Origin of the sequence: Micromonospora sp. DT53 (assembly GCF_049841535.1) — a bacterium.
Classification (GTDB): domain Bacteria; phylum Actinomycetota; class Actinomycetes; order Mycobacteriales; family Micromonosporaceae; genus Micromonospora.
Map to the genome: position 1 here is coordinate 21459 of NZ_JBNCKM010000005.1, position 13747 is coordinate 35205.

12 protein-coding genes are annotated in these 13747 nt (G+C 71.0%); 5 read left to right on the plus strand and 7 right to left on the minus strand.

Annotated features, from left to right (window positions below; translation table 11 throughout):
- Positions 1-32 precede the first annotated feature (32 nt).
- The 3 genes from ACLQ3B_RS17015 (at position 33) to ACLQ3B_RS17025 (ending at position 4277) form a co-directional block, all read left to right on the plus strand.
- Entirely contained in the window at positions 33-734 is a 702-nt protein-coding gene (locus ACLQ3B_RS17015; protein ID WP_425781731.1) for a response regulator transcription factor, read from the plus strand.
- On the plus strand, positions 724-2562 hold the full coding sequence (locus ACLQ3B_RS17020) for a HAMP domain-containing sensor histidine kinase (protein ID WP_425781732.1): 1839 nt from the start codon (positions 724-726) through the stop codon (positions 2560-2562). Before ACLQ3B_RS17015 ends, ACLQ3B_RS17020 begins: the two co-directional genes overlap by 11 nt.
- A gap of 119 nt (positions 2563-2681) precedes the next feature.
- Positions 2682-4277, plus strand: coding sequence for a phytoene desaturase family protein (locus ACLQ3B_RS17025; RefSeq protein ID WP_425781733.1), 1596 nt, complete (start codon positions 2682-2684; stop codon positions 4275-4277).
- A gap of 148 nt (positions 4278-4425) precedes the next feature.
- Here the strand turns inward: ACLQ3B_RS17025 and ACLQ3B_RS17030 are convergent, their stop codons facing one another.
- Positions 4426-6006 carry a Rieske 2Fe-2S domain-containing protein gene (locus ACLQ3B_RS17030; RefSeq protein WP_425781734.1) on the minus strand — a complete coding sequence of 527 codons (1581 nt, stop codon included), beginning with the start codon at positions 6004-6006 and terminating at the stop codon, positions 4426-4428.
- A gap of 197 nt (positions 6007-6203) precedes the next feature.
- On the opposite strand from ACLQ3B_RS17030, the gene ACLQ3B_RS17035 reads away from it, so the two are divergent.
- Positions 6204-6425: a DUF2631 domain-containing protein gene (locus ACLQ3B_RS17035; RefSeq protein WP_124776315.1), complete on the plus strand. Its 222-nt coding sequence runs from the start codon at positions 6204-6206 to the stop codon at positions 6423-6425.
- 86 nt (positions 6426-6511) lie between these two features.
- Here ACLQ3B_RS17035 and ACLQ3B_RS17040 read toward each other — a convergent pair whose 3' ends face one another.
- The 3 genes from ACLQ3B_RS17040 to ACLQ3B_RS17050 all read right to left on the minus strand — a co-directional run bounded on the left by ACLQ3B_RS17040 (position 6512) and on the right by ACLQ3B_RS17050 (position 10369).
- Positions 6512-7705, minus strand: a complete 1194-nt coding sequence (locus ACLQ3B_RS17040) for a DivIVA domain-containing protein (RefSeq protein WP_425781735.1) — start codon at positions 7703-7705, stop codon at positions 6512-6514.
- 31 nt (positions 7706-7736) lie between these two features.
- Positions 7737-8894, minus strand: a complete 1158-nt coding sequence (rlmN, locus tag ACLQ3B_RS17045) for a 23S rRNA (adenine(2503)-C(2))-methyltransferase RlmN (protein WP_425781736.1) — start codon at positions 8892-8894, stop codon at positions 7737-7739.
- Positions 8895-8998: 104 nt separating this feature from the next.
- Positions 8999-10369 (minus strand): phosphatidate cytidylyltransferase, encoded by a 1371-nt coding sequence (locus ACLQ3B_RS17050; RefSeq protein WP_425781737.1) that lies wholly within the window; start codon positions 10367-10369, stop codon positions 8999-9001.
- Between the two features lie 442 nt (positions 10370-10811).
- On the opposite strand from ACLQ3B_RS17050, the gene ACLQ3B_RS17055 reads away from it, so the two are divergent.
- On the plus strand, positions 10812-11255 hold the full coding sequence (locus tag ACLQ3B_RS17055; RefSeq protein WP_425781738.1) for a hypothetical protein: 444 nt from the start codon (positions 10812-10814) through the stop codon (positions 11253-11255).
- A gap of 82 nt (positions 11256-11337) precedes the next feature.
- Here the strand turns inward: ACLQ3B_RS17055 and frr are convergent, their stop codons facing one another.
- From frr to tsf, 3 genes are all read right to left on the minus strand, one after another.
- On the minus strand, positions 11338-11895 hold the full coding sequence (gene frr / locus ACLQ3B_RS17060) for a ribosome recycling factor (protein WP_088946658.1): 558 nt from the start codon (positions 11893-11895) through the stop codon (positions 11338-11340).
- An 82-nt stretch (positions 11896-11977) separates the two neighbouring features.
- Positions 11978-12745 (minus strand): UMP kinase, encoded by a 768-nt coding sequence (gene pyrH / locus ACLQ3B_RS17065; RefSeq protein WP_030487501.1) that lies wholly within the window; start codon positions 12743-12745, stop codon positions 11978-11980.
- A 161-nt stretch (positions 12746-12906) separates the two neighbouring features.
- The gene (gene tsf / locus ACLQ3B_RS17070) at positions 12907-13734 is read right to left on the minus strand and encodes a translation elongation factor Ts (protein WP_425781739.1); all 828 of its coding nucleotides are present in this window, start codon (positions 13732-13734) and stop codon (positions 12907-12909) included.
- Positions 13735-13747 lie beyond the last annotated feature (13 nt).

Consider the following 13747-nt stretch of genomic DNA (forward strand, 5'->3'; position numbering starts at 1 on the left):
GGACCCGACCGAGGCCACGTACAGTCGCTGCCGTGTGTGCGTACGTGCTGGTAGCCGAGGACGACCAGAAGCAGGCCGAGTTGGCGCGCCGGTATCTGGAACGCGAGGGACACGAGGTGGTCGTGGTGGCCGACGGGCGGGCCGCCCTGGAGCAGATCCGTCAGCGGCCCCCGGCGCTGCTGGTCCTCGACGTGATGATGCCGAAGGTCGACGGCCTGGACGTCTGTCGCATCCTGCGCCGAGAGTCCGACCTGCCGGTGCTCATGCTGACCGCCCGGTCGACCGAGGACGACCTACTGCTCGGCCTCGACCTGGGCGCCGACGACTACATGACGAAGCCGTACAGCCCGCGTGAGCTGGTCGCCCGGGTCCGCAGCCTGTTACGCCGAGGCCAGCGGACGGTGCAGCAGGCCGACCCGGTGCTGCGGGTCGGCGCCGTGCACGTCGACCCGGTACGCCACGAGGTACGCAGCGACGGGCGCCTCGTCGACTGCACACCTGGCGAGTTCCAGCTGCTGCAGGCGATGGCAGCGCAGCCCGCCCGGGCGTTCACCCGGGACCAGCTCCTGGGTTACCTGCACGGGTTCGACAGGTACATCACCAACCGGACCGTCGACGTGCACGTCATGAACCTCCGCCGGAAGATCGAGCCCGACCCGCGCAAGCCGGCCCGGCTGGTGACCGTGTACGGCATCGGATACAAGCTGGTCGAAGAGTCACCCCGTGTCGCGTGAGGTCCCGCTGCGCCGCAGCCTGTTGCTCCGGCTGCTGGCGCTGGCCGTCCTCATCGCCCTCGGCTCGATCGCGGCGACCGCGTGGCTGGCCGTGCGCACCACCACCGGGGCGATCCGGCAGGAGCAGGGCCAGGCGCTCGCCGACGACGCGCGCATCTACGACACAGTGCTCGCGTACGCGGCGACCCACCCGAACTGGGACGGGGTCGACGCGGCAGTTCGGCCGCTCGCGCAGGACGTCGGCCGGCGGATCGCCCTGACCACCGACACCGGTGCGCCGATCGCGGACTCGGCACCCGGCGCGGGCCCGTTGCCGACGACGTCGTCCGCGACCGTCGACGCGCTCGCCGTCGACACCGCCCTGATGCCCGGGACCACCCCGCCGAACAGCGGTGACGGCGGCACCAGTCGCATCGACCCGCGCACCACCGGGCCGTACCTGCTGCCGCCGGAGGAGCGCGCCGCGCTGCGCGACAAGGCGGCCAAGGCGGTCCAGTGTCTGCGGCTGCGGGCGCAGATCGACGCCACGGTCGTGGACGGACCCACCGGCCGCCCACGGATCGACACCCCCGGCACCGACCTCACCGACAGCGCCGCCTGCTATCAGGCGAGAGATGATCTCGCGACCCGTACGGCCACCGAGAGCAAGGCGCTCGCCCAGCTCAACGCCCTGGTGAACACCTGCCTGGCGCGGCGGCGCCTGCCCGCTGTGCAGGTCGACCTGAACTGGACCTGGACGAGGCAGCCGGCGGCCAGCGCACCCGACTCCCGCAGCGCGGCCGGCGTCGACCAGGAGCACAACCGTGCGATCAGCGCCTGCGTCGGCACCAGTCGACGCGAGCAACTCCTCCCGTACGTCGCCCCGGCCGCGACCCTCTTCGTCACCGACCCGGGCGGTCGCCCCTCGACCACCTTCGACCTCTCCCCCGCCAACCAGACCCGCATCGTCGCGGTCGCCGGTCTCGTCCTGCTGGTGGCGATCGGCTTCACAGTCCTCGCCGGCATCCGGCTGACCCGCCCGCTGCACGCCCTGACCGGGGCGGCCCAGCGGATGCGCGACGGCGACGGCTCCGCCCGGGTCCGGGTGACCGGTCGCGACGAGATCGCCCGGCTGGCCGAGGTCTTCAACGACATGGCCGAACGGCGAGAACGGCTGGAGCAGCTGCGCCGGGCCATGGTCAGCGACATCGCGCACGAGATGCGTACGCCGGTGAGCAACATCCGGGGCTGGCTCGAAGCTGTCGAGGACGGCGTCGCGGCCCCCGACCGCAGGCTGCTCTCCTCACTGCTGGAGGAGGCGACCCTGCTCCAGCACGTGATCACCGACCTGCAGGACCTGGCCGAGGCCGACGCGGGCGCGCTGCGGCTGCACCGCGAACAGGTCTACCTCACCGACCTGCTCGCCCAGGTCGCGGAGGCGCACCGGGCCCAGGCCGACCGGGTCGGCGTCACCATCGCGGTACGCACGGAGGCCGACCCGCAGGTGGACGCCGACCCGGTGCGGCTCCGCCAGGCCGTCGGCAACCTGGTCGCCAACGCGGTGCGGCACACCCCGTCGGGCGGGCACGTGACGATCAGCGCCGGCGCGACCCACGCCGGGGCCTTCGTCTCCGTGACCGACACCGGCAGCGGTATCAGCGCCGAGGACCTGCCCCGGGTCTTCGACCGCTTCTGGCGGGCCGAGAAGTCCCGGAGTCGGCAGACCGGCGGCAGCGGCCTGGGCCTCGCCATCGTGCGCAAGCTCACCGAGGCCCACGGCGGCACGGTCAGCGCCACCAGCACCCCCACCCAAGGCTCCACCTTCACCCTCCACCTCCCCACCCTTTGAACCGGTGATCAAGAGGTTTGCGTCAATGGGGGGCCGTCGAACGACGCAAATCTCTTGATCACCGAGGCCGGGCGCGGGAGGGATGACCGGCCTGGCGGGGCGGACTAGGCTGCCGCGGCATGAGCAGTGAGATTCCGGCCCGCGTCGACGTCGTGATCGTCGGTGCCGGGCACAACGGTCTGGTCTCCGCGGTCCTGCTGGCCCGCGCCGGCCTGGACGTCCTCGTGGTGGAGGCCGCCGACGTGATCGGCGGCGCGACCCGTACCGAGAACCCGTTCCCGAAGGTGCCGGGGCTGCGCCACTCCACCGGCTCGTACCTGCTCGGGCTGATGCCCCCGGAGCTGCTCGCCACGCTCGACGTACGGATCCCGGTGCTGCGCCGCGACCCGCACTACTTCCTCCCCACCCCGGGCGGCCTCGGTTCGCCGTACCTGCTCTTCGGCAGCGACACGGCCGCCACCCGGGCGCAGCTCGCCGAGTTCTTCTCCCCCGCCGACGTGGCCGCCGACGACGCCATGCAGGCCGAACTGGCCGCGCTGCGGGAAGACCTCGCCCCGGCCTGGTTGGCGGAGCCGCTGAGCGTCCAGGAGACCGCCGAGCGGCACGTCCGCCCGGCACTGCGCCACGTCTTCGTCGACCTCGTGCAGGGCTCCGTCGCCGACTACCTGGCCCGGTTCGAGTTCCGCTCCGAGCTGCTGGTCAGCATGTACGCGGTCACCGACGGCCTGTCCGGGCTCAACGCCGGCCCGGACGACCCCGGCACCGGCCACAACTTCCTCGTCCACAACATGTGCAGACTCCCCGGCTCCGGCGGCACCTGGATGATCGCCGAGGGTGGGATGGGCACCGTGTCCCGGACGTTCGCCGAGGCCGCGCTCGCCGCCGGAGCGACCATCCGGACCGGTACGCCGGTGCGCGCGGTGACCCTGGACGGCGGCGCGGCGAGCGGAGTGGTGCTGGCCGACGGTCGAGAGGTCGCCGCCCGGGTGGTGCTCGGCGCGTGTGACCCGTACCGGCTGATGGACCTGTTGCCCGACGGCGCGCTCCCGGCGCGGCTCGGCGAACGGATGGCGGCGGTCCGCCGGCCCGGCACCACACTCAAGCTCAACCTGGCGCTCACCGGGCTGCCCCGGTTCTCCTGCCTGCCGGACGGTACGCCGAGCCCGTTCGGCTCGACCATCCACCTGCTGCCCGGGTCGGCGTCGCTGGTCGGCGGGGCGGCGACGTCGCCGATGACCGCGCTGCGCGCGATGTGGGCGGACGTGCAGGCCGGGCTGCTGCCGGCGGAGCCCACCATCGAGTGGTACCTGCACACCACCGTCGACCCGTCGCTCTCCGACGCGGCCGGGCACCACTCGTCGGCGCTCTTCGTCCAGTCCGTCCCCTACGAGCTGGCCGGCACGACCTGGGACGCGGAGCTGCCCGGCTACGTCGATCGGCTCATCGGGATCGTCGAGCGGTACGCCCCCGGCACCGCCGACCTGATCGCCGACGCGGTGCCGCTGCCGCCGCCCGGCATCGAGGAGCATTTCGGCATCACCGGGGGGCACATCCACCACGTGGACAACACCGTCTCGTTCACCGACCGGATGCCCTACGCCACAGGCATCGACGGCGTATACGCCGGCAGCGCCGGCTGCCACCCGGCCGGCAGCGTCATCGGCGCAGCCGGCCACAACGCCGCCCGCCGAATCCTCAAAGATCTGTCGACCTAACCCCTAACCGCGCCCCTCCCCGACCTCCGACCCCGACCCCGACCCCCGACCCCGCTCTCGTTGATCATGAAGTTATTGCCCGCCGTGGCGGCGTGTCGTGGCAATAACTTCATGATCAACGGGGGCAGGGGCGGGGTTGGGGAGGGGGTCAGATCACGGCTTCGCCGGCGGGGGCTGGGGTTTCCGCGTCCACGCGGTGGGCTCGCACCTTGTGGCCGACGCTTGTCAGGCAGCGGCCAGAGGGCAGGTCGAACTTCCAGCCGTGCAGCTGGCACGTCAGCTGGTCACCGTCGACGATGCCGAAGCGGGTCAGGTCCGCCTTCAGGTGCGGGCACCGCCGCTGCACCACCCAGTCGCCCAACGTGATGTCCTCGGCGTCGGTGCTGCGCTCGTGCTCGTCGTACCAGCCCTCTGCGTACTGGAGCCGCTCCTCGGAGAGGCACTTGAAGAACGCGTACACGAACTCGTTGTACTGGCCGATCCGGGCCGCCGAGAACCGGCAGGACAGGAAGAGCGAGTTGACCCAGTCCACCTCGTCGATGAAGAGCAGGTGCTCGATCAGCGACCGCTCGGTCCGGAACCGGTAGCGCACCTTCTCGTCCGCGTACGGCCGGACCTCCTTGCCGGGAAAGTCCACCACGATCGACTCGACGCTCGCGCCGTCATACCCCACCAGGTCGAAGCGGACCGGGCCGCCGACCCCCTTGGCCAGGTAGATCGACTCGTCGAGCAGCGGCTCGATCCGACGCTTCATCTCGCCGAGCACGTCCACCTCGGGATGCCGCCAGGACGCCTTCTCCGCCTCGATGATCGGGCGCTTGCGCTCCCGCATCTCCTCCAGGTGCGCGACCTTGTTCGCGAAGAACTCCTCCACCGGCACCGGGTGGGTGGTGCTCGCGCCCTCGGTGGTGACCTCGGCGACGCTGCCCGGCAGCAGCACGATCCCGTTGGTGCCGCCGACCTTGGCGTACTCGGACAGGAAGACGGACTGGTCGGGGAAGATGTTGCCCTCGTCGCCGTGGATGTCGTTGAACTGCCACAGGGCGTCGTCGAGGAAGCACGGCGGACCGGCGATCGGGAAGACGTGCGACGCCTTCAGGTCGTCGATGTAGCGCCAGGTCCGGTCGAACTGCCGATCACGCTTCTGCTTGCCGAACGCGGTCTTCGCCGCCTGCGGCAGTTCGTAGACCATCGGGTACCAGATCGCACCGGAGAACTGGAGCAGGTGCGCGTGCACGTGCCCCAGCTCGGCGAAGACGCTCAGGTCGGTGGGGCGGGCGTCGTTCTGGTTGAGCAGCCGCACACCCTCGTACTCCACCCAGAGTGAGGAGTCGCCGATCGGTCCGTCGGTCGGGCTGGTCAACGCCTGAATCATGATCTTCAGGCCGCCGGGCAGCTCCACCACCTGCTCGTTGGGCGCCTTCAGGAACTTGGTGAAGCCCAACGCCCGGAACTCGTCCTCCATCTCCGAGGTGGGGAACTCGGGGAGCAGGACGGTGGCGTCCTTGGAGACGAAGTCCCGCAGGTGCTTCGCGTCGAAGTGGTCCCGGTGCAGGTGGGAGACGTACAGGTAGTCGACCTGGCCCAGGCTCTCCCAGTCGAGGAGCGAATTGTCCGGAAAAGGAAACCACGACGCGAAGTAGGCCGGGTTGACCCACGGGTCGCACAGGATGCTGCCCGCGGCCGTGTCGATCCGCATGCTGGCGTGCCCGGTTCCGGTCACTCGCACCGCACAGTCCCCCTCAAACAGACAATCAGGTGTACGCCAAACGCTACCGGAGCGAGTCTGACCGCCGCCCCGCGACGCCGGTAGTGCCGTCCAGCCCGGGTGGGGAGGGCCGATGGCCAGGAAACCCCCACCCCACCGCGTCGCGCACGAGGCGTGCCAGACTAACCAAAGATCCGATCGCGAGGGAAGGACCGACAGTGGCAGGAAGCGAGCCGGTAACGTCGCCAGACCAGCACAAGCCCGGGCACCGCAAGGCCGGGCAGATCGGCGCCGTGCTGTCCGCACTGGCGCTGCTGGCGATGATCTGCGGCAACCACGAAGGCAAGGTCGAGGACATCTGGCTGATCGGCCTGGCCGCGCTGCTGCTGATCATCGTGATCGGCGACATCGTGCTGCGGCGCAACGGTCTGCGCTCCTGACCCGACCCACCGCCGGACGACCGTCCAACATACGCCGAGGGCCCGCCCCCACCAGGGGGACGGGCCCTCGTCCGTACGCGTCGGGATCAGCGCCCGAAGAGGATGTCCTGCACATCCTTGAGCGCGGCGTCGACCTCGGCCTCGAAGTAGCCGCCCGGCACCAGGCCGAACCGGAGCGTGTCCAGGTCCTTCGGGTCGACAGGCATCGGGTTGCGGCGCTGCATGCCGCCGAGCAGGGTGTCGAAGAACCGGTCCACCTGGTCGGGGTCGTACCCGCTGCCGAACCGGCGCACCTGGAAGCTACGGCGGATCTGGTCCACCCGGTACAGGTCGCTGCCGGGCGGACCGGCCATCGGGGGACCACCCATGGGCGGGCCACCCATCGGCGGGCCGGCCACCGCCGGCGGGCCGGCCATCGGCGGACCACCCATGCCCTGCTGCGGCAGCGGAGGCGGACCGGCCGGACCGCGGCGCATGTCGCGCAGGTCCCGCTCGGGCATCCGGATCTCGGCCGTCATGTCGGCGCGACCGTGCCGCCCGGCCTCGAAGCCGTCGAAGCGCGGCTCCTCCGGGGGAGGCGGATAACCGCCGGGCGCGCGCTGATCGTCGGGGCCGTACCCGCCGCGCTGATCATCCGGGCCGTACCCACCGGGTGAGCGCTGGTCGTCCGGGCCGTACCCACCGGGTGAGCGCTGGTCGTCCGGGCCGTACCCGCTGGGGCCGGCGGGCAGGCCGCGCTGCGGCATGCCGTGGCCACCCATCGGGCCGGGGCCCATCGGGCCACCGGGACCCATCGGGGGGCCGGCCGGGCCACGTGGCGCGTCGTAACCACCGCCGCGAGGGGCGTCGTACCCGCCGGCGAAGGCACCTGTCGGCTCGTCGTAGCGACCGTAGGGCGGACCGGCCTGCGCGGGCATCGGCCGGGGCGGCATCGGCTGCGGAACCATGCCCCGGTCGTCACGCATCGGCGGACCCATCCGGTCCGGTGGGCCCATCCGGTCACCCATCCGGGGGTCGGCACCGCGCCCGGCGTTGTTGCGCTCCTCCAGCTCGGCCAGCTGCCGCTCGACCCGATCAAGGTGCAGGTCGACCTGCCACTCGTCGTAGCCGTTGAAGCGGACCCGGAAGACGACGTCGTGGACCTCCTGGGAGGCCACCGGGGCGCCGACCTGTCGGCCGTCGAGCGTCGCCTCGACCCGGTCGAGGAAGGCATCCACCTCGTCGACCTTGTATCCCCGGCGGAGCGCCTTGCGCCGGAAACGCTGACCCTGACTCGCCACTATGTCTCCTGGTCTCGTTCGCCACGCCCGGTCACGCCGGTGCCTCTCCGGCGCGGTCGGTGTTGGTGTCGTTGTCCTCGGCGGCGGCGAGCTGGCCACACGCGCCGTCGATCTCGCGACCTCGGGTGTCCCGAACTGTGGTGGACACCCCGGCATCGCGCAACCGCCGGACGAACTCCCGCTCGACCGGCTTCGGGCTCGCGTCCCAGCGGCTGCCCGGCGTCGGATTGAGCGGAATGAGGTTCACGTGAGCCAATTTGCCGGCCAGCAGCCGTCCGAGCAGGTCGGCTCGCCACGGCTGGTCGTTCATGTCCTTGATCATCGCGTACTCGATCGACACGCGACGGCCCGTCCGGGCGGCGTAGTCCCACGCTGCGTCCAGCACCTCGGCTACCTTCCAGCGCTGGTTTACCGGCACGAGTTCGTCGCGCAGATCATCATCGGGCGCGTGCAACGACAGCGCAAGGGTCACTGAGAGGTCTTCGCTGGCCAGTCGGCGGATGGCCGGAACCAGGCCGACCGTGGAAACGGTGATGTGCCGCTGGGACAGGCCGAGCCCCTCCGGGGCCGGGCTGACCAGCCGACGGATCGCCGCGATCACCCGGTTGTAGTTGGCCAGCGGCTCGCCCATGCCCATGAAGACGACACGCGACAACCTCGGCGGGGAGCCCGCCACCACGCCGGAGGCAGCCACCCCGGCCATGTACACCGCCTGGTCGACGATCTCCGCCGTCGACAGGTTGCGGGTCAGCCCGGCCTGGCCGGTCGCGCAGAACGGACAGGCCATGCCGCAACCCGCCTGGCTGGAGATGCAGACGGTCACCCGGTCCGGGTAGCCCATCAGCACGCTCTCCACCAGCGCACCGTCGTGCAGCCGCCAGAGCGCCTTGCGGGTCGCGCCGTCATCGCAGGCCAGCTCGCGAACCGGGTTGAGCAACGTCGGCAGCAACTGGTCGGCCAGTCGCTCCCGGGTCGCCGCGGGCAGATCGGTCATCGCCTGCGGGTCGCGGACCAACCGCCCGAAGTAGTGGTTGGAGATCTGCTTGGCGCGGAAGGCCGGCTCCCCCAGCCCGGTGACCAACGCCTGGCGGCCGGCCAGGTCCAGGTCAGCGAGGTGCTGAGGGGGCATGGAGGCCCGGCGCGCGGCGGGGGCGACCGAGATGGCGGGGATCAGGGGCAGGCTCGTCATGGCTGGTCCAGTGTGTCACGCCGTCGGCGGCGGATGCCGGTCCGGAGGTGCCGAACGGGCTGCGACCGCCGGAGCCGAATGCCCAGGTGACAGTGATTCATACCTCAGCTCACCACCGGCACGAGGACCGCCAACAGCAGGTAGGCCGTCGGCACCGCGAACAGAATCGAGTCCAGTCGGTCCATCAGACCGCCGTGGCCGGGCAGCAGGTTGCTCATGTCCTTCACGCCGAGATCCCGCTTGATCATCGACTCGGCCAGGTCGCCGAGGACCGCCGCGCAGGAGACGGCCACCCCGAACAGCGCACCCCACCAGGGGGCCACCTCGAACATCAGCCACAGCAGCAACGCGCTGCCCAGGGCCGCCGCGGTGACCGAACCGGCGAAGCCCTCCCAGGACTTCTTCGGGCTGATCGACGGGGCCATCGGGTGACGGCCGAAGGAGACGCCGGCCGCGTACCCACCGGTGTCGGAGAGGACCACCCCGATCAGCGTGGCCAGGATGCGCAGCGGACCGTCGTCGGGGGCTGCCGCCAGCAACGCCGCGAAACCGGCGAGGAACGGCACGTAGACCGCGATCAGAGTGGCCGCGGTGAGATCCCGCTGGAAGCCGGCCGGCCCGTCACCCAACCGCCAGATCATGGTGCCCAGCACGGTGACCAGCAGCCCCAGGCTGAGCGCGTCCGGGCCGGCGAACCAGGCCAGACCCACTGTCAACACGCCACCGGCGATCAGCGGCACCAGCGGCGGGTGCGCGCCGCTGCGCCGGACCGCGCGGGCCATCTCCCACATGCCGATGGCGACCGCTGCGGCGATCACCGGCAGGAACGCCAACGGGTAGAACGCCAACGGCACCACGATCAGCGCGCCGAGGCCGAGCCCGACCCCGATCGCCGCGGGAAGGTTGCGTCCGGCCCGGCCGTTGCCCAACTGCTGGGTGGCCGGTCGGTCGAGACTGGCCCGACGTCGACCCTTCGGCCGTCGACCGGTCGTCGGAGCCTCGTCCGGCACCACCTCCGCCCGGATCGGCGCGAGCTGCTCGGTCGGGTACCCCGGGTCGTCGAGGCGGGCGGGAGGGCTCGGCTCGTCGAAGCGCACACCCTCCGGGCCGTCGTAACGGGGAGGCCCGTCGCCGGCGGCGGGAGGCCGGTCCGGGTACCGGTCCCCGCGACCCCGGTCGTCGTACCGGTCGGGCTGGTTGCGGTCGTCCACGTGCCGGTCGCGGTCGTCGAAAAGATCGTGCCGGTCGCGGTCGTCGAAACGGCCGTCCGGGCGGCCACGCTCGTCGTACGGGTCCGCGGGTTGTGGGTCGGCGTACGGCCGGGCGTGCGGGTCGGCGTACAACTCAGGGCCGGCGGCCGGACGGCGGCTCCACTGGCCGGCCTCCAGCTCCTGCTCCGGCCAGGGCAGCGCCACCGGGCGCTCCGGCCGGTCCCAGCCGCGAGGCTCGCTGCCGTAGGGGTCGGGGTGGGACATCACGCACCGCGAGGCGACACGAGAACCACCACATGACGCAAGACCACAAGCATCCCCTACACGTGCGATGTTCCTCCGATTGACCGCCCCGACGGTCGGTCGATCCCCGGTGTTCACCACCCGGTGGCCGGGAATCCTGCCGAGCCTACTGCACCCGCCGCCGGGGCGAGGCGGACGATGGCGCCCCTGCCCGTCGGGCCCTCTGCGGGGGTCGCGGTGGGCGGGATCCGGCGAGTGGCCGCGCTGGCCGGGGCGGGTGTGGCCCGACGGCATCCGGAGAATCACGCCCGCCGCCCGCACGAGCGCCGGCGGCGCACCGACGCCTATCCGACCGTGCATCCGGGCGAACAGGGGATGACCCGCACTGCCCATCGATGGTCGGCTGTCGGTGTGCCGGCGTCCGCCGGACGCTTTCCAGCATGACAGCGGAGAAGGAGCGTTCGTGCGCAGAATCAGCCTGGCGGTGTTGACGATGGTCGCCCTCGTCCTGACGGCGGCCACACCGGCCACCGCGGCGACGCGGAACGCCAGCATCAGGATCGACCACCGCACCAGCGAGATCTACCTGTACGACGGGAGCCCCGACGGAACCGGGCCGGCGTTCCCGGCCGTCACCGCCCGAGGAGAGGTGCACAACTGCCCGACCGGCGTGTACTTCCTGTCGGCGTCGCTGACCCAGGACGGCCTGCCAACCTACTGGGCCACCAGTGGCCTCGGCGCTGGCGAGATCGTCTGCAACGGCGGCACCGCCAGCATCTCGATGGGTTTCTACCGGGGCGACCCGGTGCTGCACCCGGGTCGGGCCACCGTGCGTTTCGAGCTGCACGACGCGTACGTCGGAACGACCCTGACCGAGACGACCCGTACCGTCCGGATCCCCTGCTGACGCTCGAACAGCACGAGGCCCGTCCCCGAATCGGGGGCGGGCCTCACGTCGGCTGCTGTCCCGGCGGACGCCGGGTGGGGCCTCAGACCTCCAGCAGCTCGGTTTCCTTGTGCTTCACCAGGTCGTCGATGCTGGCCACGTACCGCTGGGTCAGGTCGTCGAGTTCCTTCTCGGCACGGCGGCCGTCGTCCTCGCCGGCCTCGCCGTCCTTGACGATCCGGTCCAGCTCCTCCTTGCCACGGCGGCGGACGTTGCGGATCGCCACCTTGGCCTCCTCACCCTTGTGCCGAGCCACCTTGATCATGTCGCGGCGGCGTTCCTCGGTCATCTGCGGGAGCAGGATGCGCAGCTGGTTGCCCTCGTTGTTCGGGTTCACCCCGAGGTCCGAGTCGCGGATCGCCTTTTCCATCGCGTTGATCTGCGAGTTGTCGTACGGCTTGATGATGGCCATCCGCGGCTCGGGCACCGCGATGGACGCCATCTGCGTCAGCGGCGTGGGCGTGCCGTAGTAGTCGATGATGACCTTGGAGAACATGGCGGCGTTGGCGCGACCGGTACGGATGGCGCCGAACTCCTCCTTGGCGTGCTCAACCGCACGCTCCATCTTCTCCTCGGCCTCGAGGAGGGTGTCGTCGATCACCGGTCTCCTCGCCTCCTTCTGTGCTCGTGGTGGGCTCTGCTGAAAGTCGTCAGACCGCTGCTGTCGTCGCCATCGGCGAGACTCAGGCGGTGATCAGGGTGCCGATCTTGTCGCCACCAACCGCGCGGATGATGGTGTCGTCACCCTGCGCGCCGAAGACCAGCATCGGCAGGCCGTTCTCCATGCAGAGGCTGAACGCCGCCGCGTCGGCCACCCGCAGGTTGCGGCGCAGCGCCTCGGAGAAGGTGATCGAGTCGAGCTTGCTGGCGGTGGGGTCGATCCGGGGGTCGGCCGTGTAGACGCCGTCCACGCCGTTCTTGCTCATCAGCACCACGTCGGCCCGGATCTCCAGCGCCCGCTGGGCGGCCACCGTGTCGGTGGAGAAGTACGGCATCCCCGCACCGGCGCCGAAGATGACCACGCGGCCCTTCTCCAGGTGCCGGATGGCCCGCAGCGGGATGTACGGCTCGGCGACCTGGGCCATCGTGATGGCGCTCTGCACCCGGGTCTCGATGCCCTCCTTCTCCAGGAAGTCCTGGAGCGCGAGGCAGTTCATCACCGTGCCGAGCATGCCCATGTAGTCGGCGCGGGCCCGGTCCATCCCACGCTTCTGCAGCTCCGCACCACGGAAGAAGTTGCCGCCGCCGACCACCACGGAGACCTGCACGCCGCGGCGGACCACTGTGGCGATCTGCCGGGCGATGGCCTGGACGACGTCCGGGTCGACGCCGATCGCGCCGCCACCGAAGACCTCACCGGAGAGCTTCAGCACCACGCGGCGGGCACGCCCCGGCGGCGGTGCCGTCGGATCGTCCAGCTCCAGCGTCCGGTCACTTACAACCTGCGTCATCCGCCCCGCCCTTCCCCACGCGCACGCCCCGTGCGGCGCGTACCGCGAACCTGCCGCTGCCGACCCTATGTGACGAGGAGGCCGCGGTGCCTGTCACGTACACCGGCGGCCTCCTCGTTGACGTCTTCTGCCCACGGGCGCGCGCGGCGCCCGGTGACGGCTCAGGCCTGGCCGACCTCGAACCGCACGAAGCGGGTGACCTCGATGCCGGCCTCGGCCAGCAGCTGCTTCACCGACTTCTTGTTGTCGGAGACGGACGACTGCTCGATCAGGACGAAGTCCTTGAAGAAGGAGTTCACCCGGCCCTCGATGATCTTCGGCAGAGCCGCCTCGGGCTTGTTCTCCTCGCGGGCGGTCTGCTCGGCGATGCGCCGCTCGGACTCGACGACCTCAGCCGGAACCTCGTCCCGGGTGAGGTACTTCGGCCGCATCGCGGCGATCTGCATGGCCACACCACGGGCGTCGGCGTCGCCGGCCTCGTCGGTCTTGCCGGTGTACGACACCAGCACGCCAACGGCCGGCGGCAGGTCCTGGGCCTTGCGGTGCAGGTAGACGGCGGTGGTGCCCTCGACCCGGGCGAACCGGTTGAGCACCAGCTTCTCGCCGATCTTGGCGGACTGCTCCTGGATCAGGTCCGCGATGACCTTGCCGTCGAGCTCGGTGGCGAGCAGCTCCTCGGCGGAGTTCACGCCGGAGCGCTCACCGTGCTCGACCAACTGCTGGCCCAGCGCGATGAACGACTCGGTCTTGGCGACGAAGTCGGTCTCGCAGTTGAGCTCGAGCAGCGCCTTGCCGGAGTGGGCGACCAGGCCGTTCGCGGCCGTACGGCCGGCCCGCTTGCCGACGTCCTTGGCGCCCTTGACGCGCAGGATCTCGACGGCCTTGTCGAAGTCGCCCTCGGCCTCGGTCAGCGCCTTCTTGCTGTCCATCATGCCGGCGCCGGTGAGGTCGCGGAGCTTCTTGACGTCCGCGGCGGTGATTTGGGACATGGCTCTCTCTTCG